The organism is Shinella sp., from assembly GCF_035998705.1.
In the GTDB taxonomy this organism is placed as follows: Bacteria; Pseudomonadota; Alphaproteobacteria; order Rhizobiales; family Rhizobiaceae; genus Shinella.
In genome coordinates this window covers 691268-717043 of record NZ_DASYHH010000022.1, presented here as the reverse complement: position 1 = coordinate 717043, position 25776 = coordinate 691268, and the positions used below count along the sequence as shown (strand labels likewise).

At 65.5% G+C, this 25776-nt stretch carries 21 protein-coding genes; 16 read left to right on the top strand and 5 right to left on the bottom strand.

Annotation, left to right across the window (positions count from 1 at the left end):
- The first annotated feature begins 1 nt into the window (after position 1).
- Together VGN93_RS20110 and apnL are read left to right on the top strand one after the other, a co-directional pair.
- The gene (locus VGN93_RS20110; protein ID WP_327508821.1) at positions 2-1036 is read left to right on the top strand and encodes a Gfo/Idh/MocA family oxidoreductase; all 1035 of its coding nucleotides are present in this window, start codon (positions 2-4) and stop codon (positions 1034-1036) included.
- Positions 1033-2901, top strand: a complete 1869-nt coding sequence (gene apnL / locus VGN93_RS20105) for a D-apionate lactonase (RefSeq protein ID WP_327508820.1) — start codon at positions 1033-1035, stop codon at positions 2899-2901. Before VGN93_RS20110 ends, apnL begins: the two co-directional genes overlap by 4 nt.
- Positions 2902-2904: 3 nt before the next feature.
- On the opposite strand, the gene VGN93_RS20100 is transcribed toward apnL, so the two are convergent.
- Positions 2905-3621 (bottom strand): transcriptional regulator NanR, encoded by a 717-nt coding sequence (locus tag VGN93_RS20100; protein WP_256119693.1) that lies wholly within the window; start codon positions 3619-3621, stop codon positions 2905-2907.
- Positions 3622-3762: 141 nt separating this feature from the next.
- Here VGN93_RS20100 and oiaX point away from each other — a divergent pair, with 141 nt between their 5' ends.
- Together oiaX and VGN93_RS20090 are read left to right on the top strand one after the other, a co-directional pair.
- A complete protein-coding gene (gene oiaX / locus VGN93_RS20095) occupies positions 3763-5019 on the top strand; it encodes a 3-oxo-isoapionate-4-phosphate decarboxylase OiaX (RefSeq protein ID WP_327508819.1) in 1257 nt (418 codons plus the stop codon).
- Positions 5020-5022: 3 nt separating this feature from the next.
- Entirely contained in the window at positions 5023-6315 is a 1293-nt protein-coding gene (locus VGN93_RS20090) for a four-carbon acid sugar kinase family protein (protein WP_327508818.1), read from the top strand.
- Positions 6316-6323: 8 nt separating this feature from the next.
- Here VGN93_RS20090 and VGN93_RS20085 read toward each other — a convergent pair whose 3' ends face one another.
- The 3 genes from VGN93_RS20085 to VGN93_RS20075 are packed head-to-tail and all read right to left on the bottom strand — an operon-like array spanning position 6324 to position 8027.
- Positions 6324-7106, bottom strand: coding sequence for an anti-sigma factor (locus VGN93_RS20085; RefSeq protein ID WP_327508817.1), 783 nt, complete (start codon positions 7104-7106; stop codon positions 6324-6326).
- Positions 7103-7669, bottom strand: coding sequence for an RNA polymerase sigma factor (locus VGN93_RS20080; RefSeq protein ID WP_327508816.1), 567 nt, complete (start codon positions 7667-7669; stop codon positions 7103-7105). The genes VGN93_RS20085 and VGN93_RS20080 overlap by 4 nt, the downstream gene beginning before the upstream one ends.
- On the bottom strand, positions 7653-8027 hold the full coding sequence (locus VGN93_RS20075) for a hypothetical protein (RefSeq protein WP_327508815.1): 375 nt from the start codon (positions 8025-8027) through the stop codon (positions 7653-7655). Before VGN93_RS20075 ends, VGN93_RS20080 begins: the two co-directional genes overlap by 17 nt.
- Before the next feature lie 249 nt (positions 8028-8276).
- Between VGN93_RS20075 and kdpF the strand changes: the two genes are divergently transcribed.
- From kdpF to VGN93_RS20020, 12 genes are all read left to right on the top strand, one after another.
- Positions 8277-8399 carry a K(+)-transporting ATPase subunit F gene (kdpF, locus tag VGN93_RS31340; RefSeq protein WP_369431707.1) on the top strand — a complete coding sequence of 41 codons (123 nt, stop codon included), beginning with the start codon at positions 8277-8279 and terminating at the stop codon, positions 8397-8399.
- A gap of 18 nt (positions 8400-8417) precedes the next feature.
- Positions 8418-10127 (top strand): potassium-transporting ATPase subunit KdpA, encoded by a 1710-nt coding sequence (kdpA, locus tag VGN93_RS20070; protein WP_327508814.1) that lies wholly within the window; start codon positions 8418-8420, stop codon positions 10125-10127.
- Positions 10128-10138: 11 nt separating this feature from the next.
- Positions 10139-12175, top strand: coding sequence for a potassium-transporting ATPase subunit KdpB (kdpB, locus tag VGN93_RS20065; RefSeq protein ID WP_327508813.1), 2037 nt, complete (start codon positions 10139-10141; stop codon positions 12173-12175).
- Between the two features lie 2 nt (positions 12176-12177).
- Complete coding sequence (kdpC, locus tag VGN93_RS20060) at positions 12178-12747, top strand: potassium-transporting ATPase subunit KdpC (RefSeq protein WP_327508812.1); 570 nt, start codon at positions 12178-12180, stop codon at positions 12745-12747.
- 8 nt (positions 12748-12755) lie between these two features.
- Entirely contained in the window at positions 12756-15449 is a 2694-nt protein-coding gene (locus VGN93_RS20055) for a sensor histidine kinase KdpD (RefSeq protein WP_327508811.1), read from the top strand.
- Positions 15446-16138 carry a response regulator gene (locus tag VGN93_RS20050; RefSeq protein ID WP_327508810.1) on the top strand — a complete coding sequence of 231 codons (693 nt, stop codon included), beginning with the start codon at positions 15446-15448 and terminating at the stop codon, positions 16136-16138. The genes VGN93_RS20055 and VGN93_RS20050 overlap by 4 nt, the downstream gene beginning before the upstream one ends.
- Before the next feature lie 85 nt (positions 16139-16223).
- Positions 16224-17234 carry a LacI family DNA-binding transcriptional regulator gene (locus tag VGN93_RS20045; RefSeq protein WP_327508809.1) on the top strand — a complete coding sequence of 337 codons (1011 nt, stop codon included), beginning with the start codon at positions 16224-16226 and terminating at the stop codon, positions 17232-17234.
- Positions 17235-17289: 55 nt separating this feature from the next.
- Entirely contained in the window at positions 17290-18582 is a 1293-nt protein-coding gene (locus VGN93_RS20040) for a sugar ABC transporter substrate-binding protein (protein WP_327508918.1), read from the top strand.
- 71 nt (positions 18583-18653) lie between these two features.
- Entirely contained in the window at positions 18654-19583 is a 930-nt protein-coding gene (locus tag VGN93_RS20035; protein WP_319319915.1) for a sugar ABC transporter permease, read from the top strand.
- Positions 19576-20469, top strand: a complete 894-nt coding sequence (locus tag VGN93_RS20030) for a carbohydrate ABC transporter permease (protein WP_327508808.1) — start codon at positions 19576-19578, stop codon at positions 20467-20469. The genes VGN93_RS20035 and VGN93_RS20030 overlap by 8 nt, the downstream gene beginning before the upstream one ends.
- 2 nt (positions 20470-20471) lie before the next feature.
- Entirely contained in the window at positions 20472-22178 is a 1707-nt protein-coding gene (locus VGN93_RS20025) for a GH32 C-terminal domain-containing protein (RefSeq protein WP_327508807.1), read from the top strand.
- A 13-nt stretch (positions 22179-22191) separates the two neighbouring features.
- A complete protein-coding gene (locus VGN93_RS20020; RefSeq protein ID WP_327508806.1) occupies positions 22192-23238 on the top strand; it encodes a sn-glycerol-3-phosphate ABC transporter ATP-binding protein UgpC in 1047 nt (348 codons plus the stop codon).
- Here the strand turns inward: VGN93_RS20020 and treY are convergent.
- Complete coding sequence (treY, locus tag VGN93_RS20015) at positions 23231-25744, bottom strand: malto-oligosyltrehalose synthase (protein ID WP_327508805.1); 2514 nt, start codon at positions 25742-25744, stop codon at positions 23231-23233. The two genes, VGN93_RS20020 and treY, sit on opposite strands and share 8 nt — an antisense overlap.
- Positions 25745-25776: the final 32 nt, after the last annotated feature.

Below are 25776 nucleotides of genomic sequence, written 5' to 3'. Positions count from 1 at the left end.
CATGGCGGCATACAAGGGTGCATTGATCGGCTGCGGCTTCTTCGCCGTCAACCAGATGCATGGCTGGCAGGACTTGGCCGACGTCGAGATCGTGGCGATCTGCGATCGTGATCCGGAGCGGCTGAAAATCGTCGGCGACCAGTTCGGCGTGACGCGGCGCTACCAGTCGGCGGATGCGATGTTTGCCGCTGGCGGTTTCGATTTCGTCGATATCGCCACGACGGTCGGCAGCCACCGGGCGCTGGTCGAGCTTGCCGCCAGCCACAAGGTGCCGGCGATCTGCCAAAAGCCCTTTGCGCCGACGCTGGAGGATGCCAAGGCCATGGTGGCGGCCACCGAAAGAGCCGGCATCCCGCTGATGATCCACGAGAATTTCCGCTGGCAGACGCCGATCCTCGCCGTCAAGGCGGTGCTGGAGAGCGGCGCGATCGGCACGCCCTTCTGGGGTCGCGTCTCCTTCCGCTCCGGCTTCGATGTATTCTCCGGCCAGCCCTATCTCGCGAAGGGCAAGCGTTTCATCATCGAGGATCTCGGCATCCATTCGCTGGATATCGCCCGTTTCCTCTTCGGTGATGCCAGCCGCATGACGGCGCGCACACGGCGCATCAATCCGGCCATTGCCGGCGAGGACGTGGCGACCATGCTGCTCGACCACGACAATGGCATCAACTCGATCGTCGATGTCAGCTATGCGACGAAACTGCCGGAGGAGCCATTTCCGCAAACCCTTGTCGAGATCGACGGCAGCGTGGGTACGCTGCGGCTCGGGAAGGATTACAGGCTTACCGTACACGGGCCGGGAGGCACGACGGAAAGCATCGTCGCACCGAACCTGCTGCCCTGGGCCTCGCGGCCGTGGCACAATATCCAGGAAAGCGTCGCCCTCATCCAGAAGCACTGGATCGAGCGGCTGGCTCTGGGGCAGGAGCCGGATACCTCCGGCCGAGACAATCTCAAGACGTTCGCGCTTGTCGAGGCCGCCTATCTCAGCGCTGCGCGTGGCGAGACGGTGACGCTGGCGGGCCTGCTTCGATGAGCGAGGACGTGCTGCATCTCTATGGCACGGACGAGCGTGAGCCGGAAAGCTGGTCTCTTGCCGCGGGCGCGCTCGGCGTCGTGCTTCAGGACGGCAATCTTCGCACCTTGCGTTTTCGCGGCCATGAGGTCCTGCGCGCCATCGCCTTTCTGGTGCGCGACAAGGATTGGGGCACATGCAGCGCGGCGATCGCCGACCTTTCCATCGAGGAGACCGAAGGCGGCTTTTCGGTCAGCTATCGCGCCCGCTTTACCGCGCCCTCCGGCGCGCATCTTGATTGCGATATTGGTATCTCGGGCACTGCCGAGGGGGTGAGCTTTTCGGCGGATTGCGTGAGCGATGCCGATTTCGAGACGGCGCGGGCCGGCTTCGTGGTGCTGCATCCGGTCGTCGGCCTGGCGGGACAGCCAGTCCAGGTTCAGCATGGCGATGGCAGCCTTGAACTGGCGCGCTGGCCCGAAGAGATCGAGCCCTGGCAGCCGTTCAAGGATATCGCCGCGATCACGCACGGCGTCGCGCCCGGCATCGAGGCGACGACGGAATTTGGCGGCGATACCTTCGAGATGGAAGACCAGCGCAACTGGACCGACGGGTCCTACAAGACCTATGTACGTCCGCTGGCGCTGCCTTGGCCCTATTTCGTGCCGGCGAACCAGCCGTTCGGCCAGCGGATATCCGTCGCAATCCATGCGGAGGAGGGCGCGGCCACCACCGTCGGCACGGAGGAGGTGATTTCGGTCGAGCTGAGGCCGACTTCGCTGCGTTTTCCCGAGCTCGGCATCGGTCTTCGGCCGGAATGTTTTGCGGAGGAGGTGGCCGCGCTCGGTCTCCTCGGGATGCTCGGCGCGCGGCACCTGATTGCGCATTTCGACCCCGGCGCGGGCCATGGCGAGGCGGCGCTGAAGGGCTACGCGGAGATTGCCGCTCGGTCCGGCCTCAAGGTGACGCTGGAACTCGCCGTGCCCTGCCTGCGGCCGCTCGACGAGGAGATGGCGGAATTTGCCGCTCTCGTTGGTAACTGCAATCTTACGCTCGACACGCTGTTCGTCTGCCCCTCGGTCGATCGCCAATCGACGCCGCCGGGGAGCGTCTGGCCGGACTGCCCGCCGCTGGAGGACCTTCATGCCGCCGCGCGCGCGGCCTTTCCCGGTATCCGGCTTGGCGGCGGCATGATGAGCTACTTCACGGAGCTGAACCGCAAGCGCGTGCCGGGCGATAACATCGATTATATCAGCCATTGCACGAACCCGATCGTGCATGCGGCCGACGATCTCTCGGTCATGCAGACCTTCGAGGCGCTGCGGCATGTGGTGCGCTCCGCCCGCGCCCTCTACGGCGACAAGCCCTACCGCATCGGCCCCTCAACGATCGCCATGCGGCAGAACCCCTATGGCAGCGCGACGAAGGAAAACCCGGCAGGCGCCCGTATCGCCATGGCCAATGTCGATCCGCGGCACAATGGCCAGTTCGGCGCGGCATGGACGCTGGCCTATGCCGCGACGGTGGCGTCTGCGGGGCTGGAGGTCCTGACGCTTTCGACGCTGGCAGGCCCTTTCGGGCTGGTGGCCGGCGATGGCGAGCCAACGACGAAGGACGCGCCGCGACCGCTCGCGCATGTGCTGGCGCGACTGGGCACTCTGGCGGGCGAGGCGCTGGTCGCCGTCGAGACGTCGCGGCCGGATGCGGTGCTGGGGTTGGCCTCCAAGGACCGGCTGCTTCTGGCCAACATCACGCCGGAAGCGAAGGCGATCGAACTCGCCGCGAAGCCGCGCAAGGTTCTGCAGATTGGCGCCGAAGCGACGGAACTGCCGGCAGAGGCGCAGATCACGCTGCCGCCCTATGGCTGCGTCGAGATCGTGCTGTGAGGCTTACGTTCGAGCCTTGAGGGCATAGAGCGCGCGGGACCGTTCCAGGTGCTTGATCATCGCCTTTTCCGCAAAATCGGCGTCGCCCTTCTCGATCGCGCGGATGATTTCCTCATGTTCGGCGAGCGTAAAATTCTCGCGGCCTGTCCAGATGAGCATTTCCGTATGATAGGATTTCAGCCATCCCAGCATGGCGCCGCTGACGGCGACGAAGATCGGATTGCCGGAAATCTGCGCGATCGCCTGGTGGAACTCCATGTCGGCATCGATGAAGGCGTTGGCATCGCCCAGGCTCTGTTTCTGCTTGTCGAGCAGCGCGCGCAGTTCGGCGATCTGCGCCGGGCTAGCCTTGGCGGCGGCCTCGCGGATCATGCCGCGCTCGAAGAAGATGCGCGCGCTCTTCAGATGCTCCAACGAATCGGAGGAGCCGGAGAGCATCAGCTTGGCCGGCAGGTCGACCTGGCGGATGATGGATTCGGCGGTGATGCGCAGCACCTTGGCGCGCTCGCCCTGCGAAATCTCGACGAGGCCCTTGCCGGCGAGCGCCTGCATCGCCTCTCGGATAGCCGGGCGGCCGACGCCGTAGCGTTCCATAAGTTCGCGCTCGGAGGGCATGTCGTCGCCGGCCTTCAGCTCGCCGGTCTCGATCATCAGCTTCAGGCGCGCGAAAACCTCGTCGGAGAGTTTTTTGCGGTGGATCGGTTCGGAAACGACGTTCATGAGTCACCTGGTTTCGACAGGTTTGAATATGCACCAAGTTCCATCGCTGCAACAGGTTTCGCAATGGTCGGCTTGCAATAACATAAATACTCATTATACCAGCTGATGGGTTTTAACAAGCAGGCCATGGGAGGAGAAAGCGTGATCCGTCTGACCTATCGGATAGAGACGCCCGGTTCGGTGGAGGCGATGGCCACAAAAATCGCCAGCGACCAGTCGACCGGCACCTTCGTGGCGCTGCCGGGGGAGACGGAAGAGCTGAAGGCACGCGTGGCTGCCCGCGTCGTGGCCATCCGCCCCCTGCCGCCCACCGACCGTGCGTCCTTTCCCGACGAGGCCGGCGGCGCGACGCTCTTCAACCGGGCGGATGTCGATATCGATTTCCCGATGGATGCGATCGGCACCGATCTTTCCGCGCTGATGACCATCGCGATTGGCGGCGTGTTCTCCATCAAGGGCATGACGGGTATCCGCATCGTCGGCATGCGGCTGCCGCAGGAATTTGCCGTCGCGCATCCGGGGCCGCAGTTCGGCGTGGCGGGCAGTTTCGCGCTGACCGGCGTGAAGGACCGCCCGATCATCGGCACCATCGTCAAGCCGGCGCTCGGTCTCAGGCCGCATGAGACGGCGGAGATGGTCGGCGAGCTGATCGCGGCCGATGTCGATTTCATCAAGGACGATGAGAAGCTGATGAGCCCGGCCTATTCGCCGCTTAAGGATCGCGTGGCGGCGATCATGCCGAAAATCCTCGATCACGAGCAGAAGACCGGCAAGAAGGTGATGTATGCCTTCGGCATCAGCCATGCCGATCCCGACGAGATGATGCGCAACCACGATCTGGTGCTTGCGGCCGGCGGCAATTGCGCCGTCGTCAACATCAATTCGATCGGCTTCGGCGGCATCAGCTTCCTGCGCAAGCGCTCCGGCCTCGTGCTGCATGCCCACCGCAACGGCTGGGATATTTTCACGCGCCATGCGGGCCTCGGCTTCGAGTTTTCCGTCTGGCAGCAATTCTGGCGCCTCCTCGGCATCGACCAGTTCCAGATCAACGGTATCCGCGTCAAATACTGGGAGCCGGACGAGAGCTTCGTGCGCTCCTACAAGGCGGTCACGACACCGCTGTTTTTCGAAGGCGATGTGGCGCTGCCGGTTATCGGCTCCGGCCAGTGGGGCGGGCAGGCGCCGGATACGATCGCGGCGACGGGCGGATCGACGGACCTGCTCTATCTCTGCGGCGGCGGCATCGTCAGCCATCCGGGCGGGCCGGGCGCCGGCGTGAAGGCGGTCCGGCAGGCCTGGGAGGCGGCGGTCGCGGGCGTGCCGCTCGAAACCTATGCGAAGGACCACCCGGAACTCGCACAATCCATCGCAAAATTTGCCGATGGAAAGGCAGCCTGACCCATGACGCGACCGCTGATCAGCTATTATGGCGATGACTTTACCGGCTCGACCGATGTCATGGAGGCGCTCGCCTCGAACGGCATCGAAACCGTGCTGTTCCTGAAAGTGCCGGATGCGGACCTGCTATCACGCTTTGCCAGTGCGCGCGCTTTCGGGCTTGCCGGCACCAGCCGCAGCGAGACGCCGGACTGGATGGACGTGCATCTGCGCGAAGCCTTCCACTGGCTGAAGACGCTCGACGCCGAACTCTGCCACTACAAGGTCTGCTCGACCTTCGATTCCGCGCCGCAGGTCGGCAGCATCGGTCGGGCGATCGAGATCGGCCGCGGGGTTTTTGGCGAAGCGACGGTGCCGCTCATCGTCGGCGCGCCGCAGATCCGGCGCTATACCGCGTTCGGCGAGCTCTTCGCCGCCTATCAGGGCCGCAACTACCGCATCGACCGCCACCCGGTCATGTCGCGCCACCCCGTCACGCCGATGGATGAGGCCAATCTGCTGATGCATCTCGCCCGACAGACGACGCTGTCGTCAGCGCTCGTCGACAATGTCGCGCTTCTTGCAGCGTCCGCGCCGGAAGCGGCCGATATCCTGCTCATCGACGTGCTCGATGTGGCGACACAGGCCGCCGCTGGCGCGTTGCTCTGGAGCCTGCGCCAGAAAAGCCGCTTCGCCTGTGGCTCCTCCGGCGTCGAATATGCCCTGATTCCGGCCTGGCGGACCGAGGGTCTGATCGGGGAGAAACCGGTCTTTGCCGATGCCGGTCCGGTGGATCGCATCGCCGTCGTCTCCGGCAGCGTTTCGCCCACCACCGAGCGGCAGATCCGCCATGCGCTGGCAAACGGTTTTGCGGGCGTCACGCTCGATCCGCTCGCCCTTGCCGGCGATGATGGCGGGCCGGCGATTGCCGCGGCGATCGAGGCCGGGCTTAAGGTGCTGGAAAGCGGAAACAGCGTGGTGCTCTACACGGCGCTCGGGCCTGCGGCGGACCGCGGCGGTGACCTCGACGGCGGTGCGCGCCAGCGTCTCGGCCGCGCGCTCGGCCGCGTCCAGTCGGCGCTCGTCGCGCGTGCCGGGCTTTCCCGTGCGGTGGTGGCGGGCGGTGACACGTCGAGCCATGCGCTCGGCGAAATGGGCATTTCGGCGCTGACGCTGAAGATGCCGCTGCCGCAGACGCCGGGCTCGCCGCTCTGCATCGTCCATGGCGGCGCGGCGGATGGCTTGCAGATTGCACTGAAAGGCGGTCAGGTCGGCGGCGACGACTATTTTTCCATGATCCGCGCCGGCCGGGCGTAAGCTGTCTTCTAGCTCGGGAACTGGCGGTAACATTCCTCGGCGATCTTCTGGAGCAGGTCGCGGGAAATGTCGCCGGTCACGGCGTAGCCGAGGTCGCCGTCGATCCAGTAGAAGGTCTCGATGCCGTTGGCGGAGGCGAAACGGAAGCTTGTCGTCTTGTTCTCGCCGTTGCGGCCGACAAGCACCGTGACGCGCCGGCCGGCATCGTCCTCGTACATGAACATCGCGCCCGGTTTGTCCGCCACGGGCAGCAGGCGGCCGCCGACCAGCTTGAAGCCGATGGTTTGCAGGTTCGGCACCTTCAAGTCGGTGATGGCGAGGCGTTTGCCGAGCCAGGTCGCCAGATGCGCCTCCTGGTCGGCAAAGACCTCGACGGGATGGCGCACCTCGCTGGCATAGATCAGATAGGCGTTGCGCGCCTCGTTCGGCAGCGCATCCATGGCCGTCATCACCGGGGTCTTTTCGAAGAGCATCGGCCCGAAATGGCCGGCGAGACCGCCGAGCATGAAGACGACGGCTGCCGCCGCGGCCATGGTTAGACGGGATGGTGCCGTCGCCCTGGATGCGGTCGAGCCCGCCGAGAGCAGCGCGAGATCGGCCGGCCGCGACGTCGCATAGGGCGCGAAGGCGCCCCGGAGTTCGTCGTTCTGGGCCTGCCAGTCGGCCACCATCTGGGCGGCTTCCGGGTTTTCGGCAAGGTGGCTTTCCACGCGCTGGCGCTCGGCCTCGCCGAGGAAGCCGTCGGCATAGGCGTGCAGGTCCGTTTCGGAGACGGGGCGGCTCTCGCTCATCTGGGGCTCCGCAAGTGAATGACGTTTTCCTCCTGCAATTTCTGCCGCAGCATCTGCCGCGCACGCGACAGGCGCGACATGACGGTGCCGACCGGGATCGCCAGCATGTCGGCGACCTCCTGGTAGGAATGACCCTCGACGGCGACCAGCATCAGCACGGCGCGCGCCTCCTTCGGCAGGATTTCCAGCGCCTGGACGAGCCGGTTGCGCGCCAGCGGATCCGAGGGCAGGGCGCTTGCGGCCACGGTTTCTGCCTCCTCGATGCTGACGGAGGGACGCCGCGCGATGGCCCGGCGCGCGTTGAGGTGCAGGTTGGTCATGATCTTGTAGGCCCAGGCGCGGATATTGGCGCCCTGCCATTGCGCGCGATGCGTCAGCGCCTTCTCGACGCAATCCTGCAACAGGTCCTCGCTCTCCGCATCCGAGCGCGTCAGGCTGCGCGAATAGCGCCGAAGCTGCGGCAGGAGGGCCAGAATTTGGGCGTCGAAGGACGGGGGCGGGGAGGCTATGCCCTCCCGCCCACTATCGCCCGGAGCGTCGTTCGGGTCAGGGCTTTGCGACATCCCAGACTTCGTTCACGCCGTCGCCGGTGGTGTCGCCTTCCTTGGTGTCCTTGATCCAGTAGTAGAGCGGCATGCCGTCCTTGGCCCATTGTTTGGCCCCGTCCTTGCGGGTGACGAGCGAATATGCACCCTCCGCCACCGCATCGGAAGCGGCGATCGCCGGCGGCCAGTTGGTCGCGCATTTGTCGTAGCAGTAGGATTCGCCGGCCGTGTCCTTCTTGAAGGTGTAGAGCGTCATGCCCTTGTCGCCGGCAAGGACGTCGCCCTTGTCGGTCTTCACGGTCTTGAAGGGTTCGGCGGCGAAGGCGCTGCCCGCCAGGGCGGCAACGGCGAAAGGCACGAGGATTAAGAGCTTCATGGTCGTCTCCCATCGTTAAGCGACTTTCATGAGCCGCCAATGCCAAGACACCGGCCCCCGCGGGATTATTCCATCGAGGCTGAAAAATTCTGGCGCCTTTATCTTTTCCTTACGTCGCGCTCGCGCCTTCCCAATCGAAACCTGACCCGCTCCGCGCCTATTTTGCGCTTCTCATAAACAGGAGAACGGACATGTCCGATTTCATCTTTCTCGCGCTTGGCTGCGGCACCTTCATCGTCTTTGCCGCCTATGCCCGCGCGCTCGACCGACTGTGAGGAGAGACCCGTGCTCGAACCTCTTTTCGGCCTTTTCGTTGCGCTTGCGCTTGGCGCCTATCTCGTGGTCACGCTTCTGCGGCCCGAACGCTTCTGAGCCTCCAGGAGAATCTTGATGACTGCTATCGGGTGGCTACAGATCGCCCTCTTCTTCCTTGCGGTGCTTGTCACCATCAAGCCGCTCGGACTTTACATGGCCCGCGTCTTTGCCGGCGAGCGCACCGCGCTTTCGCCGGTTCTGGGACGTCTCGAGGCCGATCTCTATCGCGTCTCGGGCATTTCGCCGCAAAAAGAGCAGGGATGGCTCGCCTATACGGTGTCGATGCTGGCCTTTTCCGTCGCCGGCTTCGTCCTGCTCTACGCGATGCTGCGATTTCAAGCTTATTTGCCGCTCAACCCGCAGGGTTTTGCCGGTATGGCGCCGGACCTCGCCTTCAACACTGCGGTCTCCTTCGTGACCAACACCAACTGGCAGAACTATGGCGGCGAGACCACGCTCAGCCATTTCAGCCAGATGGCTGGCCTGACGGTGCAGAACTTCCTCTCCGCCGCAACCGGCATGGCGCTGGCCGTCGCGCTGACCCGGGCGCTTGCCCGCTCCAAGGTCTCGACGCTCGGCAACTTTTGGGTCGACATGACGCGGGCGACGCTCCACGTGCTCCTGCCGATGGCGCTCGTGATCGCGCTCGCCTTCGTCGCCATGGGCCTGCCGCAGACGCTGGACGGCTCCATCACGGCCACCACGCTTGAAGGCGCCAGCCAGACGATCTCGCTTGGCCCCGTCGCGAGCCAGGAAGCCATCAAGCAGCTCGGCACCAATGGCGGCGGTTTCTTCAACGTCAATGCCGCGCACCCCTTCGAGAACCCGACGGCTTTCGCCAACTATCTCAACATCTTCGCCATGCTGTCGATCTCGGCGGCCCTGGTCTACTCATTCGGCCAGCTCGTCGGCAATCGCCGGCAGGGCCGGGCGCTGATCAGCGCCATGGCCATCCTTCTGATCGCCGGCGTCGCCGTCGTCTACTGGGCGGAAGCGCAGGGCAACCCGATCCTGACCGCGCTTGGCGTCGATGCGTCTGCCGGCAACATGGAGGGCAAGGAAGTCCGCTTCGGCCAGGCGATGACGGCGCTTTATGCCGCCGTCACCACCGGCCTTTCGGATGGCGGCGTCAACGGCATGCACGGTTCCTTCACCGGGCTCGGCGGCCTCGTGCCGATGTTCCTGATGCAGCTTGGCGAAGTTCTGCCGGGCGGTGTCGGCTCCGGGCTTTACGGCATGCTGGTCTTCGCGCTGCTCGCCGTCTTCGTCTCCGGCCTGATGGTCGGGCGCACGCCGGAATTCCTCGGCAAGAAGATCGAGGGCCGCGAGATGAAATATGCCATGCTCGCCGTGCTCGTCCTGCCGCTCGCCATTCTCGGCTTCACCGCGGTCTCCGCCGTGCTGCCCTTCGCGGTGGCCAGCGTCGGCACCGCCGGTCCGCACGGGCTTTCGGAAATCCTCTATGCCTATACGTCGGCGGCCGCCAACAACGGCTCGGCCTTCGGCGGGCTGACGGGCAATACCGCCTGGTACAACACGACGCTCGGTATCGCGATGCTGCTCGGCCGCTTCGCCTATGTCGTGCCGGTCATGGCGATTGCCGGTTCGCTGGCCGCGAAGGTCAAGGTTCCGCCGTCGCCGGGCACCATGCCCACGGATGGACCGCTCTTCGTCGGCCTTCTCGTCGGCATCATCCTCATCCTCGGCGGCCTGCAGTTCTTTCCAGCGCTCGCCCTTGGCCCCATCGTCGAACATTTCGCGATGCTCGCCGGCCAGACCTTCTAAAGGAACATTCCATGTCAAAGGACCACCAAGCGCCGGGCCTTTTCGACCCCGCCATCGTGCTGCCGGCCGCCCGCGACGCCTTCGTGAAACTCGATCCGCGCCAATTGCTGCGCAATCCGGTCATCTTCGTCACCGAAGTCGTCGCCGCCGTCGTGACGATCCTCTTCCTGCGTGACCTCGTCGCCGGCAACGGTCAGGCCGGCTTTTCCGGCCAGATCGCTGCCTGGCTCTGGTTCACCGTGCTCTTCGCGACCTTCGCGGAGGCCGTCGCCGAAGGCCGCGGCCGCGCCCAGGCCGATAGCCTGAAGCGCACCAAGTCCGAGCTCGTCGCCCGGCGCCTGACGGCGTCCGGCGCGACCGAGACGGTTCCCGCCACCAGTCTCACCGTCGGCGATGTCGTGCTCGTCGCGGCCGGCGAGTTGATCCCCGGCGACGGCGAGGTGATCGAAGGCGTCGCCTCGGTCAACGAAAGCGCCATCACCGGCGAATCCGCCCCAGTGATCCGCGAATCCGGCGGCGACCGCTCGGCCGTCACCGGCGGCACGCAGGTGCTGTCCGACGAGATCAGGGTGAAGATCACGGTGGCGCCCGGCTCCTCCTTCGTCGATCGCATGATCGCGCTGATCGAGGGCGCGCAGCGGCAGAAGACGCCGAACGAGATCGCCCTGTCGATCCTGCTTTCCGGCCTGACGCTGATCTTCCTCTTCGTCTGCGTCGCCATCTGGGGCCTTGCCGGCTATTCCGGCACGGTGCTGACCGTCACGGTTCTCGCAGCCCTGCTCGTCACGCTCATCCCGACGACGATCGGCGGCCTGTTGTCGGCCATCGGCATTGCCGGCATGGACCGCCTCGTGCGCTTCAACGTCATCGCCACCTCGGGCCGCGCGGTGGAGGCAGCCGGCGACGTCGATACGCTGCTGCTCGACAAGACCGGCACCATCACCTTCGGCAACCGCATGGCGAGCGATTTCGCGCCGGCGCCGGGCGTGACGCAGTCGGAGCTTGCGGAAGCCGCGCTGGTCGCCAGCCTCTCCGACGAAACGCCGGAAGGCCGTTCCGTGGTGGCGCTTGCCACCGGCGAGTTCGGCGTGGCCATGCCGCAGGCGCACTTCGATGCGATCATCGAGTTCACCGCCGAGACCCGCCTGTCCGGCGTGGATATCGGCGGCCGGCGGCTGCGCAAGGGGGCGGTCGACGCCGTGCTGCGGTTTGCCGGCCTCGAGGAGGGCGATGCGCCGGCCGAATTCCGCAGCGCCGTCGAGACGATCGCGCGCAGCGGCGGCACGCCGCTGGCCGTTGCCGATGGTGAGCGCCTGCTCGGCGTCATCCACCTCAAGGACATCGTCAAGCCCGGTATCAAGGAGCGTTTTGCGGCCCTTCGTGCCATGGGCATCCGCACCGTCATGGTGACGGGCGACAATCCGGTCACCGCCGCGGCCATCGCGTCCGAAGCCGGTGTCGACGATTTCCTCGCCCAGGCGACGCCGGAGGACAAGCTCGCCTATATCCGCCGCGAGCAGCAGGGCGGCCGCCTCATCGCCATGTGCGGCGACGGCACCAATGACGCGCCGGCGCTCGCCCAGGCCGATGTCGGCGTGGCGATGCAGACCGGCACGCAGGCGGCGCGCGAGGCGGCCAACATGGTGGACCTCGATTCGAGCCCGACGAAACTCATCGAGATCGTCGAGATCGGCAAGCAGCTCCTGATGACGCGCGGCTCGCTGACCACCTTCTCCATCGCCAACGACGTGGCAAAATACTTTGCCATCATCCCGGCGCTCTTCGTCGCGACCTATCCGGCGCTGAACGCGCTCAACATCATGGACCTCGCCTCGCCGCAGTCGGCCATCCTCTCGGCGGTCATCTTCAATGCGCTGATCATCGTGGCGCTGATCCCGCTCGCACTGCGCGGCGTCGCCTATCGTCCGGCCGGTGCCGCCGCCCTGCTTCGTCGCAACCTTCTCGTCTATGGCGTCGGCGGTCTCCTTCTGCCTTTTGCAGGCATCAAGGCTATCGACCTTGCCGTCAGCGCCCTACATCTGGTGTAATCATGCTGAACCATCTTCGCCCGGCCCTCACGCTTCTCTTCGCCCTGACCCTTTTAACGGGGCTTGCCTATCCGCTTGCCGTCACCGGCCTCGCGCAGGCCGTCATGCCGGCCGCCGCCAACGGCTCGCTGATCGAAAGGAACGGCGCCGTCGTCGGCTCCGCCCTGATCGGCCAGGCCTTCGCCACGGACCGTTATTTCTGGCCGCGGCCCTCGGCGACCGGTCCGGAGGCCTATAATGCGGCCGCCTCGTCGGGCTCGAACCTCGGCACGACGTCGATCAAGCTCCGGGATCGCGTGCAGGCGGATATAGATCGGCTGAAGGCGACGGGGATCGTCACGCCCATTCCCGGCGATGCCGTGACGACGTCGGGCTCCGGTCTCGACCCGCACATTTCCCCCGAATTCGCCCGTGCGCAGGTCGCCCGTGTCGCGAAGGCGAGGGGGGTGCCGGAAACGGCCATTGCGGACCTCGTCGCGCAGCAGATAGAAGACCGTCTTTTCGGTGTCATCGGTGAGCCGCGGGTGAACGTGTTACAGCTTAATCTGGCGCTCGACGCGCGGGGATCATGAGAGGACGAATGGCGGACGACGACCGCGGCGATAATCGCAGGCCCGATCCCGATGCATTGCTTGCCCTGGCGGAGAAAGACCGCCGGGGCAAATTGACTGTTTTCCTGGGGGCCGCACCCGGCGTGGGAAAGACCTATGCGATGCTCGCGCGCGCCGGGCGGCTGAAGGCGGAGGGTGCCGATATCGTCGTCGGCCTCGCCGAAACCCATGGGCGGAGTGAAACGGCGGCCTTGCTCGATGGCCTGGAGGTGCTGCCGCGCACGCGCGTCGCCCATCGCGGCCGCGTGCTCGAGGAATTCGACCTCGACGGCGCGCTTGCCCGCCGCCCGCGCATCGTGCTGGTCGACGAGCTTGCCCATTCCAATCCCGAGGGCAGCCGGCATCCGAAGCGTCACCAGGATATCGAGGAACTGATCGCGGCCGGCATCGACGTCTGGACGGCGCTCAACATCCAGCATCTCGAAAGCCTGGCCGACCTCGTCGCGCAGATCACCGGCGTGACCGTGCGCGAGCGCGTGCCGGATGTCGTCCTCAAGAAAGCCGACGAGGTGGTGCTCGTCGACCTGCCGCCGACGGAGCTGATCGAGCGGCTGAAGGAGGGCAAGGTCTACCTGCCGGAAAGCGCCAGCCGCGCCGTCGACCGCTTCTTCCGCCTCGGCAACCTGACGGCCTTGCGCGAACTCGCGTTGCGCCGCACCGCCGACCGCGTCGACGACCAGATGGTCGATTATCTCAAGCAGCACGCCATCGAAGGCCCCTGGGCGACCGGCGAGCGCCTGCTCGTCTGCATCGGGCCGGACGATCTGTCCGAAAAGGTCGTGCGCGTGGCGGGGCGCCTCGCATCCGGTCTCAACGCGCCGTGGATCGTCGTGTCGATCGAGCGGGCAGACCGCGACATGGAGACGACGGAGCGCCTGCAGCGCATGGAGGCGCTGTTCCGCCTCGCCGAACAGCTTGGCGCTGAAACGCGCCGGGTGGTCGGCAACGATTTCGTCGAGGAGATCCTGAAGCTGGCGCGGCGCGAGCACGCGACGCAGATCGTCATCGGCGCAAGGCGGCGTCGCGGTTGGCAGCGGTTCGTCTCGCCGTCCCTGCCGGATGCGCTGTCGCGCAATGCGGCGGGTCTCGGCGTCTATTTCGTCACGCCGGACAGGAAAGAGAAACTGCCGGCGCCGCCGCGGCTTTCGCTGCCCCGTGCCGCCTCGCTCCGGCAATCGGCGCTGATTGCGGCCGCCTTCGTCGCCGTCACGGCGGCGGTGGGCAAGGTCGTCTATCTTTTCGCGGAACTGCCCAATATCTCGCTGCTCTTCCTGCTTGCCGTGCTGGGTGCTGCCGTTCTGGGCGGGTACGCCTCTGCCTTCATCGCGGCGCTGCTGTCGGCGCTCGCCTACAATTTCCTCTTCATCGATCCCCTGCACACCTTCACGATAACGGCGCCGCACGAGGTTTTTGCGTTGATCGTCTTCCTGTCGGTGGCGATGATCGCCGGCGGTTTTGCCTCGCGCATCAAGGAACAGGCGGAGGTCGCCCGTGTGCGTGCGACGGCGCTGCAATCGCTCTATGATTTCTCGCGCAAACTCTCGACGACGGCGAAGGCCGACGATGCGATCTGGGTGGCGGTCTCGCATCTCCAGGCGAGTTTGAAGCGCAACATCGTGCTGCTCCTGCCCGACAAGAGCGACCTCAAGGTCGCCGCCGTCTGGCCGCCGGATACGGAGCTGGACGTCACCGATTTCACGGCGGCGCGCTGGACGCGCGACAAGCAGGAACAGGCGGGCTTCGGCACGGGCACCTTGCCGAACAGCCGCTTCGAGTTCCGTCCGCTGATGGGCCCGCACGGCCTCGTCGGCGTCTGCGGCATCCAGCAGACGGATCTGCGCCTCGACATCAACGCGGAACGGGCGGTGAGCGCCATCCTCGACCAGACGGCGATCGCGCTCGACCGGGCGCGGCTTTCGGAGGCGAGCGTGGAGCAGGCGGCGCGGCTGGAGGGCGAACGCTACCGCGAGGCGCTGCTCTCGTCGATCTCGCACGACCTCAGGACCCCGCTCGCCACCATCATGGGCGCCGTCACCAGCCTTCGCCAACTCGGCGACAAGATGACGCCCGAGAGCCGCGACGACCTGCTCCAGTCGATCGAGGAGGAGGGCAGCCGCATGAGCCGCTTCGTTGCCAACCTGCTCGACATGACGCGCATCGAGGCCGGCACGCTGAAGCCGAAGAGCGACTGGGTCGCTGTCTCGGATGTCGTGCAGTCCGCGGTCGAGCGGACGCGGAAATACTTCCCCGGCCGGCTGATCGAGACCGGCATCGCGCCCGACCTGCCGCTCATCGAAGGCGACAGCGTGCTGCTCGGCCAGGTGCTGTTCAACCTGCTCGACAATGCGGTGAAATATGGCGGCGACGAGCCGGTCAACGTCTATGCCCGGCGCGACGGGGCGGATGTGCTGATCTCCGTTACCGATCTCGGCAAGGGCATTCCGCCCGCCGAGATCGATCGCGTCTTCGAAAAATTCTATCGCCGGGGCAAGCCGGACGGGCGTTCGCCCGGCACGGGGCTCGGCCTGTCCATCGCCCGCGGCTTCGTCGAGGCGATGGGCGGGAAGATCCACGCGGAAAGCCCGGCGGTGAAGAAGAAGGGCACGCGCATCGTCATCCGCTTCCCCGCGGCGGACAAAACGAGGGCTGAAAAGACGCCATGATGAACGAACGCATTCTCGTGGTTGATGACGAGCCGCAGATCCAGCGGTTCCTGCGGCCGGCCCTCAAGGCGGCCGGCTACGACGTCGTCGAGGCGACGACCGGCGGCGAGGCGCTGAAGGCGGTGGCGACCGCCGCGCCCGATCTCGTCATTCTCGATCTCGGCCTGCCGGATATGGACGGCAAGGACGTCATCACCAGCCTGCGCGGCTGGACGGCGATCCCGATCATCATCCTGTCGGCCCGCGAGCGGGAAAGCGAGAAAATCGCGGCCCTCGATCTCGGTGCCGACGACTATATCGAAAAACCCTTCGGCATCGGCGAGCTGACGGCCCGCATCCGCAACGCACTGCGCCATCGCGAGCGGTCGGAGGCGGCACCCGCAACCCTTTCCACCGACGGGCTGGTGATCGATACCGTGCGGCGGCTGGTGTCGCGCGATGACGAGCCGGTGCGTCTGACCCCGAAGGAATACGACCTCCTGACGCTGCTTGCCCGCCATGCCGGCCGGGTCGTCACGCACAAGACGCTGCTCACCTCCGTCTGGGGGCCGGCACATGGCGAGGACCTGCACTACCTGCGTGTCTTCATCGGCCAGCTCCGCCAGAAGATCGAGCGCGATCCGACGCATCCCGCCATCGTGCGCACCGAACCCGGCGTCGGATACCGGATCGTCGTCGATCAGGAATGATGCCTCTTCGTCCGCCGCAGGTAAAAAAAGCCGCTTGACATGGATCTTGGGTCAAAGGTATTGGGTAATCGATCACCCAAGGAGGTTGGCGACGATCGTGGCCATATCGCTTTCTGACATTGCGGAACGGGCAGGCGTCTCGGTGAAGACGGTTTCCGGCGCGTTGCATGGCGGCTCCGCCCGCATGTCGGACGATACGCGGCAGAAGATCAAGGGCATCGCCGAGGAACTCGGCTACGTGACCAATCTTGCGGCGCGCGGCGTGCGCCAGGGCTGGCTGCCGCTGGTCGGCGTCGTGTCGGACGGCCTCATCACCTCGCCCTTTGCGACCGAAATCGTGCGCGGGCTGGATGGCGCGGCGCGCGCTGCCGGCATGGCGGTCTTCGCGGTCAACCATAGCAGCGGGCAGGCGATCGGCTCGGTGCTCGACGAGGTCCAGCAGTTTCGGCCGCGCGCCATCGCCTACGCCGCGATGTACCACAAAGAGGTCGCCGTGCCGGACAGGCTTGTCGGCACCGTCGGCGTCATGATCAATTGCCGCGAAGCGACAGGTCGCGTCACCTCGCTGGTGCCGGACGAAGAAGGTGGCGCGTGGGAGATCGTGCGCTATCTGCTGGCTGCCGGCCGCCGCCGCATCGCCTTCATCAACCTGCCGGGCATCATGGCCGGCCGGTTGCGCGAGAAGGGGTTTCGTGAGGCACTGGGCGACGCCGGCGTTGCGCCGCTCGGCATCTTTCCGGCGGTGCGCCGCAGCGTCTACAGCGACCGCGCGCCGAGCCTCGTGGCGTCCCATGTGGAGAATCTCCTGAATTCCGGCGATCGGCCGGATGCCGTCCTGTGCGGCAACGACCGCGTGGCGATGGAAGTCTATGCAGCACTTGCCCGCGCCGGGCTTTGCATACCGGACGATATTGCGGTGGCGAGTTTCGACAACCAAGTCGAAATCGCCTCGCGGCTGGATCCGCCATTGACCACGATGGCCCTGCCGCACCGCGCGATGGGCCGTCTTGCCATGGAGATCCTCCTGGCGGTCGAGCCGCAACAGCCGCATCTGCGGAAACTGCCGTTCCATCTGGTCGAACGCGCATCGGTCTGAAAATTATCGCGTTACAATCGCATCCAACAGGAGGAGAACTGACATGAGACTGTTAATGGGTAATCGATTACTTTCCCTGCTTCTGGCCACGGTCGCCGTTGCAGCCACCGCCGGCCTGGCGGAAGCGAAAACCGTCATCCACGTCATGCACCAGGGCGATCCCGGCTGGGTGAAGGCCTATGGCGATGTCGCGCGGCGCTTCAAGGAGGCCAATCCCGATGTCGATATCGAATTGATCCACACGCCGCACGACGCCTACAACGAAAAGTTCAGCGCCGCCGTCATGTCCAAGCGATTGCCTGACGTCATGGAGCTCGACGCGCCGTTCCTGGCGAACTACGTCTGGTCCGGCTACCTGCAGCCGATCAAGCCGCTCGTCGACGCGGACCTCATCGCCGACATGACGGAATCGAACATTTCGCAGGGCACCTATCCGATCGACAAGGAGCTCTACGCCCTCGGCCTCACCGATTCCTCGGTCGTGCTCTACGGCAACAAGAAATATCTCGAAGCGATCGGCGCGCGCATCCCGACATCCGTCGACGATGCCTGGACGCGCGAGGAATTCGAGGACTATCTCGAAAAGCTCTCCAAGCTGGAAGGCGTGAAGTGGCCGATCGACACGTTCCGCGGCTACGGCATCAAGACCGAGTGGATCACTTATGCCTATGGCCCGCTGCTCGAAAGCGCCGGCTGCGACCTGATCGACCGCAAGACCTGGACGGCCAGCGGCACGCTCGACGGCGAGGCCTGCGTCAAGGCGCTGAGCATGATGCAGGCCTGGGTGAACAATGGCTGGGTCGTGCCGACCTCGTCGGGCACCAACCAGTTCTACGCCGAAGGCCAGCCGGCGGCGCTCGCCATGGGCGGCCACTGGTTCTATGCGGAAGCGGCGGCCGCGATGAAGGACAATATCGTCGTCCTGCCGCTGCCGAAGATCGGCGAGAAGGGCGTCAGCCCGAACGGCACCTGGATCTGGGCGATCTCCGCGACGTCGGAAAACCCTGAAATCGCCGGCAAATTCCTGAGCTTCCTGCTGAAGGACCAGGGCTACCGCGACTATGCCAAGACGCAGTCGGCTTATCCGGGGCTGAAGAGCTTTGCCGCCGATTCTCCGCTCTATGCGGAAGGGGGCCCGCTCGCGGTCGCCTTCGAGCAGGCGTCGAAGACGGCGATGGCCCGCCCGCCGCATCCCGCCTATCCGACGATCACCTCGGCCTTCATGCAGGCCGTCGACAAGATCTTCAATGGCGGCGACGTGCAGGGGGCGCTGACGGCGGCGGCCAAGAAGATCGACGAGGATATCGAGGACAATGCCGGCTACCCGCCCTTCGACGAGCAGCAGTAAGGCGTTTTCGCGGGGCCGGTTCGTCTGCCGGCCCTGCCCATCCCGGGAGGATGACCGATGAGGAGGAGATCATGACTTTGCAACAGACTGCACCCGGCCTGCCGCGTCCCGGCCGCCGGCGCGATCGGCAGAGGCTCGTGCAGGAAATCGCGATGATCGCGCCCGCCGTGCTGCTTCTTGCCGCGTTCCTGATCACGCCGTTCCTGCTGTCCTTCTGGACGGCGATGACCAACCAGCCGCTGGTGCCGCGCCCGACGCCGGTGCGCTTCGTCGGCCTGTTGAATTTTCAGCGCGTTTTCAGCGATCCGCTGTTCTGGACGTCGCTGTGGAATGTCACGCGCTTCACCATCTGGGTGCTGCCGGTGCAGTGCGGCCTCGCCTTCCTGACGGCGCTGCTGCTGCATCAGAAACTGCCGATGCAGAACCTGCTGCGCGGCCTGTTCTTCCTGCCGGCGATCACGTCCATGGTGGTGGTCTGCGTGATCTGGGGCACGCTGTTCCAGTATCCGAGCGGGCCGCTCAACCAGATCGTCGGCTTCCTGTCCGGCGGCATGATCCAGCCGATCGACTGGCTCGGCAATCCCGACTGGGCGATGTTTTCCATCGTGCTGCTGTCGGCCTGGCAGGCCTATGGCTTCCAGATGATCATCTACCTCGCCGGCCTGCAGGGCATTCCGGACGAACTTTACGACGCCGCCCGCATCGACGGGGCAAGTGCGCTGCGCCGCTTCTGGCACGTCACCATGCCGGGCTTGCGTCCCACCCACGTCTTCGTGCTGGTCATCACGACGATCCAGGCCTTCAAGCTCTACACGCAGGTGGCGATCCTCACCCAGGGCGGTCCGCGGGAAAGCACGGAAACCGTGGTGCACTATATGGTGCGGGCCGGGTTCGAGGAACAGAAGCTCGGTTACGCCTCGGCCGTTTCCGTCATCCTCTTCGTCATCGTACTCCTGATCGCGCTGCTCCAGCGCAAACTCCTGAGGCGCTTCGATGTCTGATCTCGTCTTGAGCCAGGCCGCCCCGCTGGCAATATCCCGGGGCAACAGCAAGACGGGCCTGCGCATCGTCCAGTCCGTCTGCATCCTCATCATCGCGCTGGTGATGATCTCGCCACTCTTCATGCTGTTGATCGCGAGCCTGAAGGACGACCGCTTCCGCATCCTTGCCGACATGGGCAGTTTCCGCGCCTTCTGGGTCAGCGAGCCGACGCTTTCCAACTATAGGGAGATCGCCAATTTCTCCGGCGAACTCGCCTATGGTCGTTACCTCTTCAATTCGCTGGTGATCCTCGCCGTCACGGTGATCTCCGGCCTCGTCGTCAATTCCATGGCGGGTTTCGTTCTGGCCTGGGGGTCGCTGCGCGGCAAGGCCATCCTGCTTGCGCTTGTCGTGGCGCTCTACGTCATCCCGCAGGAAAGCATCATCATGCCGCTCGTCGTCATGATGTCGCGGGCGGGGCTGACGGATACGTTTGCCGTGCAGATCCTGCCCTGGGTGGCAAGCCCGCTCTATGTCTTCCTGTTCTACCAGTTCTTCGCGCAGTTGCCGAAGGAACTCTATGAAGCGGCGGAAATGGACGGGGCATCCGCCTTCCGCATCTACCGGTCGATCTATATGCCGCTCAGCCTGCCGGCGCTCGCCACGGTCTCCATCCTCATGGGCATCGAGAGCTGGAACCAGTATCTCTGGCCGACGCTCGTCACCCAGACCGATTATGCAAGGCCGATCGCCGTCGCCATCGCCACCTTCTTCGGACAGGACAGCATCTACTGGGACCGCGCCATGGCCGCCTCCGTCCTGATGATGATCCCCGTCCTCATCCTCTACCTCGCCTTCCAGCGCTGGTTCGTAAGCTCGTTCGTCGGCTCCGCCGTGAAAGGTTGACTATGACATTGCATGCACAATCCGCAGCCCCCACGCTCCAGACCATCGAGGCCGATCTTCCCGCCGGCACGGTGCTGCATCTCTGGCTGAAGGCGCGCACCAGCGGCGAGGAGGCACGGCTCTTCGTCACCGTCGACCGCAGCGACGTGGCGGACCCGTCCACCCGCCGGTCGGAAGAGTTCGCGTTCTTTGCGGTGACGCTTGCGGCCGGCGGGCGCACGGTGCTCGCCTATGACGCCGCCACGACGGCGCTCTCCATCGCCTATGCCTTCCAGCCGGAGACAGTGCTGGGGGAGGGCATCCATGTGCTCCACCACGGCGCCCGCACCGCGCCGCCGCAGACGCCGGCCGGCTACCATTTCCGCCCGCCCTTCGGCTGGATGAACGATCCGAACGGTTTCGGCCGCTTCGGCGGCAATGCCCATCTGTTCTACCAGCACTATCCGCACGGTCTGCGCTGGAACACCATGCATTGGGGCCATGCCGTCTCGAAGGATTTGATCCGCTGGACGCACCTGCCGATGTTCCTCTTTCCGGCAGATCATCTCTCGGAAAGCGACGACGGCCGCGGTGGCGCCTTCTCAGGCTCGGCCATTCCGGTTTCCGGTCTCGAGGGTGAGGAAATCCGCGTCTTCTACACCGAGCATGTTCGCGACCGGCAGCCGGAAGAGCAGATCCAGCTCTCTGCCGTCAGCCGAGACGGCATCGTCGCCGGCTCATCCGAGACCGTGCTGCCGCTGCGCCCGGACGGGCTGAACCTCACCGTCGACTTCCGCGATCCCTATGTCTTCAAGGGGCCGGACGGGCTGTGGAAGATGCTGCTCGGCAGCCGTGACAGGACGGGCGGCGTGGTGCTGCTCTACGAGACGGCCGATCCGCTGGGTGCGGACGGCTGGACCTTCCTTGGCATCGTCCACCGCGAGGACGGTTTCGGCATGACGGCGGCGGAGTGCCCCTGCATGGTCCCGCTCGGCGGCAAAGTGGACGACCCGAACACCCGCTGGGCGCTGATCTTCGGCCTGTTGACGAGCCGCGACGTCGCCACCGGTCGGCGCAACCTCACCTCCGTTACCGTCGGTCGCTTCGATGGCCGGCGCTTCGAGCCGGAATTCGAGCAGGAGCTGGATTTCGGCTCCGACGCCTATGCCTTCCAGGCCTTCGTCGACGGCGATGAGCCGGTGGGTATTGCCTGGCTTGCCAACTGGACGGACTTCTCCAGGAAGGACGATTTCCCGACCGCCATGACCCTGCCGCGCCGCGTGCTGCTCGATGGCGATGCCGTGCTGACGCCGCCGGTCGCGGCCGCCGAAAGCCTGCGCCAGACACTCCTCGACGACACTGCGCTCGCCGCCGGCGAGAGGGTGGCGCTTGGCAACGGGGCGGTCGAAATCCTTCTCGACCTGTCCGCGGCGGGCGCCGCGTTCGACCTCGTCTTCGATCATCCCGACGTCACGCTCGGCGTGCGGCTCGATGGTGAGGGGCTGGCGATCGTCTTCGACGACGGCACCGGCAAGGTGCCGCCGCGTTATCTCGCCTCCGGCGCGCGTCCGTCGGAGCTGCGCATCTTCCTCGATGCCGGCTCCATCGAGGTGTTTGCCGACAACGGTCGCTGGACCGGCACGAAACGCATTCCGGGTTTTTCGGCTGCGCGTTCGGCCGTGCTGACCGGCGATATCGCCGCTGCAAAAATCTGGCAGCTGAAGCTTTGAGGGAGGACGAATAATGGCATCGGTAGCGATCGACAGGGTACTCAAACGCTATGGCGCGGCATCGGTGATCCACGGCGTCTCCGTGGATATCGAGGATGGCGAGTTCGTCACGCTCGTTGGCCCGTCCGGCTGCGGCAAGTCCACGCTTTTGCGCATGCTGGCGGGGCTGGAGGATATCAGTGGCGGCGAGATCCGCATCGACGGGCGCGCCGTCAACGACGTGGCGCCGAAGGAGCGGGACATCGCCATGGTGTTCCAGAGCTACGCGCTCTACCCGCATATGACGGTCAAGGAGAACATGGGTTTTGCGCTCAAACTCCAGGGCCGCGACAGGACGACGATCGACAGGCTCGTCGGTGAAGCCGCGGGCATTCTCGCCCTCGAGCCGCTGCTCGACCGCCTGCCAAAGCAACTTTCAGGCGGTCAGCGCCAGCGTGTTGCGATGGGCAGGGCGATCGTGCGTCATCCGAAGGTGTTCCTCTTCGACGAGCCGCTTTCCAACCTCGACGCGAAACTCCGCGTCACCATGCGCAGCGAGATCAAGGAGCTGCACCAGCGCCTCGGCACCACCATCGTCTATGTCACGCACGATCAGATCGAGGCGATGACCATGGCGGACAAGATCGTCGTCATGCGCGCCGGCCGCATCGAGCAGATCGGCAAGCCGCTCGACCTCTACGACCGCCCGGACAATACCTTCGTCGCAACCTTCATCGGTTCGCCGTCGATGAACCTCTTCGAGGGCAAGGTCGGTGACGGCGGCTTCCGCATCGAGGGCGACGTCGCCCTGCCGATGCCGGCCGGCGCGGCCAAGGGCGAGGCGCACACCTGCGGCATCCGCCCGGAGGATTTGGACCTCGCCGAGGCGGGCATCCCGGCGACGGTGCTGACCGTCGAGCCGACGGGCGCGGAAACCCACCTCTCGGTGCGGGTCGGTACGCAGACGGCGGTGATCGTGCTGCACCGGCGGGTGGACCTCAAACCCGACCAGCCGATCCATCTCGCCCCGAAGCGAGACAAGATTCATCTCTTTTCCGTGGAGGGGACGCGGGTCAACTGACGAGCAGCGCGACAGGCTCGCTGTGGAAAAGCTCCGAGAGCGCCATCGTCCGGTCGAGGATTACCGTGCGGCCGTCGAGGACGGACCGGACGGTGCGGCCTTCGAAACCCGTGGGAACCGCCAGCGTAAGCCCGCGCATCGCGTCCTCCGTGAGGCGCAGGACGTCGGGCTGCGTCTTGCCGAAGGTCAGGCGCGGGACGATGGTCAGAGCAAAGGCCTGCGGCGTGCCGCGCAGGAAGGTCATCGCCTGCTTTCCGCCGTCGGACAGGTCCAGCGGAACGTAAGGTCCCGCGAATGTATCCGGTCTCTGCGCCCGCTCTGCAAGCACGGTCGCGACCAGCCATTGTTTGTAGTCCATGAAATGGGCGCGCGCGGGATGCGGTCTTTCCGGCACGGTGAGGGATGCGACGTCGAGCAGGGGCCGGTTGTCGGGGTCGACAAGCGAAAAGTCGGCGCGCTCGCTGCCTTGATAAATGTCCGGAATGCCGGGCGCCGTCAGCTTGAGCAGCGTCTGCGCCAGTGAATTCATCAGTCCCGCATCGATGAAGGGGGAAAGCGTCTCGTCGAAATCCTTGAGGAACGGCTCGTGTCCGAGCAGGTCGGTGACGAAACCCGCGACCTTTTCCTCATAGGCGACATCCGGTTCGCTCCAGTCGGAAGCGAGTTTTGCCTCGCGAAGCGCCTTTTCGATATAGCGGGTCATGCGCGCGCCAAGCGTCTGCATGGCGCCGCGATCCTTGAGGCCGCCGATCGGCCAGGCGCCGGCAAGCGCCTGATAGATCAGCCATTCCACATCTGGTTCCGGCACCGCCCTGCCATGCGTCCGGCGGAAGCGGGCGTTGAGCGTGACCCAGCGCTTCGTCGCCTCGATCCAGCAGTCCGGGGCTTCGCTCAGCGTGTAGAGCCGCGCCCTCGCATCTTCGCCGCGTTTCGTATCGTGCGTCGAGGTCGTCGACAGGCCGTGCGGCATGTTCTGTGCGCGGGCCGACATGGCGGCGTGGAATCCTTCGGGACCGCCGGTCGGCCCGCCGGGATCGCCGCCGACCTCGTTCAAGGCGACGAAGGCGTTTTCCCGGTAGAACAGTGTGTCTTCCAGCGCCTTCGCCATGATCGGGCCGCTCAGTTGCTGGAGGCGGGTGCGGAATTCGACGCAATCCGGCAGCACCTTGCATGTCTCGTCGTCGACGAGCAGTTCAAAGATGAAATCGATCGCCTCGCGAACCTCCGGGCGCGCCGTGTCCAGCGCCTGCTGGCGGGCGGTCGACAGGAGAAGACGGTCGCGCTCGTCTCCGCCGGCGGCCGTCGTGTAGGTTCGATAGACGGGTAGCGCGATGATCAGGCCGCGGATCGCTTCGACGAGGGTCGTGCGCGAGAGGTCCGCGTGGGACCTGTCGGCCAGCGTCTTCGCCAGCATGGCGGTGCGCTTGACCTCGCCCTCGAAGTTCTCCGAAAGCATCTGCCGCTTGCTCGCCTGCATTTCCTCGGCATAGCTGCCGGCATGGCCCTCACGCCGGAGCGGCGCGAAGGTTTTTGCAAGCGCGCCAACCCCCCGCTCGTCGACCAGCGCATCCGCAAGCGAGGCGATGAATTCGTAGCCTGTCGTGCCCTCGACGGGCCAGGTCGTGGCGAAGGGCTCGTGCTTTTCCAGGATCTTTTCGACGAAGACGGGGAGGTCCGGGCCGACGGCGCTGCGCAACCGTTCCAGATAGGCGGCCGGATCGGCAAGCCCGTCGATATGGTCGATGCGCAGGCCATCGACGGTGCCGTCGCGCACGAGATCGAGGACGAGGTGGTGGCTGTCGTCGAAGACCTGCGGATCTTCGACGCGCAGTCCCACGAGGCCGGCAATCTCGAAGAAGCGACGGTAGCTGAGATGTCGGCCCGCCGTCTTCCAGTCCGTCAGCTGCCAGGGCTGCGCCGCGTGAATGGCCGCGATCCGCGCCGGATTCCTGGAAACCTGCTCCAGGTCATCGAATCCCTCCAGCGCCTGACTGTGGGTTCCTGGATGCAGGGGATAGAAACTGTCGTGGTAGCGCAGCGCCAGCGTCTCGTGTGCGGGGTCGAAGGCGAGGCGGATGGTGCCGTCGGAAACCTCCTCCTCGAAAGCCTTGCCAAGGAAGGGAAGGGTCAGTCTTTCCGTCCAGTCGATATCGAAATGCCGGGAAAACGGGCTTTCCGCCCCGAAGGTCACGACGCTGCGCCACCAAGGGTTTTCGAGGTGCGCGGCCATGTGATTGGGCACGATGTCGAGGATGAGCCCGAGGCCGCGGGCATGCAGGTCATCGGCCAGACGGCGCAGGCCGTCGAGGCCGCCGAGTGCCGGGTCGATCTCGTTGGCGTCCGTGACGTCATAGCCGTGGGTCGATCCACCGACCGCCGTCATCACGGGCGAAGCGTAGAGGTGGCTGATGCCCAGTCGCTCCAGATAGGGCACAAGCCGTCGCGCGCCCGCGAAGTCCATGCCGTTGCGGAACTGGAGGCGATAGGTCGAGTGGGGGAGTGTCATGAGGCCCTGGGAGTGCGGTTTCAGCCGCCCAA

Coding starts and splice junctions, on each gene's coding strand:
- VGN93_RS20100 (WP_256119693.1), bottom strand. CDS start 3,621: ATGAACGTCGTTTCCGAACCGATCCACCGCAAAAAACTCTCCGACGAG.
- VGN93_RS20035 (WP_319319915.1), top strand. CDS start 18,654: ATGACTTTGCAACAGACTGCACCCGGCCTGCCGCGTCCCGGCCGCCGG.
- VGN93_RS20085 (WP_327508817.1), bottom strand. CDS start 7,106: ATGAGCGAGAGCCGCCCCGTCTCCGAAACGGACCTGCACGCCTATGCC.
- treY (WP_327508805.1), bottom strand. CDS start 25,744: ATGACACTCCCCCACTCGACCTATCGCCTCCAGTTCCGCAACGGCATG.
- VGN93_RS20075 (WP_327508815.1), bottom strand. CDS start 8,027: ATGAAGCTCTTAATCCTCGTGCCTTTCGCCGTTGCCGCCCTGGCGGGC.
- kdpF (WP_369431707.1), top strand. CDS start 8,277: ATGCCCGCGCGCTCGACCGACTGTGAGGAGAGACCCGTGCTCGAACCT.
- VGN93_RS20110 (WP_327508821.1), top strand. CDS start 2: ATGGCGGCATACAAGGGTGCATTGATCGGCTGCGGCTTCTTCGCCGTC.
- VGN93_RS20055 (WP_327508811.1), top strand. CDS start 12,756: ATGGCGGACGACGACCGCGGCGATAATCGCAGGCCCGATCCCGATGCA.
- kdpB (WP_327508813.1), top strand. CDS start 10,139: ATGTCAAAGGACCACCAAGCGCCGGGCCTTTTCGACCCCGCCATCGTG.
- VGN93_RS20020 (WP_327508806.1), top strand. CDS start 22,192: ATGGCATCGGTAGCGATCGACAGGGTACTCAAACGCTATGGCGCGGCA.
- VGN93_RS20090 (WP_327508818.1), top strand. CDS start 5,023: ATGACGCGACCGCTGATCAGCTATTATGGCGATGACTTTACCGGCTCG.
- VGN93_RS20080 (WP_327508816.1), bottom strand. CDS start 7,669: ATGTCGCAAAGCCCTGACCCGAACGACGCTCCGGGCGATAGTGGGCGG.
- apnL (WP_327508820.1), top strand. CDS start 1,033: ATGAGCGAGGACGTGCTGCATCTCTATGGCACGGACGAGCGTGAGCCG.
- kdpC (WP_327508812.1), top strand. CDS start 12,178: ATGCTGAACCATCTTCGCCCGGCCCTCACGCTTCTCTTCGCCCTGACC.
- VGN93_RS20050 (WP_327508810.1), top strand. CDS start 15,446: ATGATGAACGAACGCATTCTCGTGGTTGATGACGAGCCGCAGATCCAG.
- kdpA (WP_327508814.1), top strand. CDS start 8,418: ATGACTGCTATCGGGTGGCTACAGATCGCCCTCTTCTTCCTTGCGGTG.
- VGN93_RS20040 (WP_327508918.1), top strand. CDS start 17,290: ATGGGTAATCGATTACTTTCCCTGCTTCTGGCCACGGTCGCCGTTGCA.
- VGN93_RS20025 (WP_327508807.1), top strand. CDS start 20,472: ATGACATTGCATGCACAATCCGCAGCCCCCACGCTCCAGACCATCGAG.
- VGN93_RS20030 (WP_327508808.1), top strand. CDS start 19,576: ATGTCTGATCTCGTCTTGAGCCAGGCCGCCCCGCTGGCAATATCCCGG.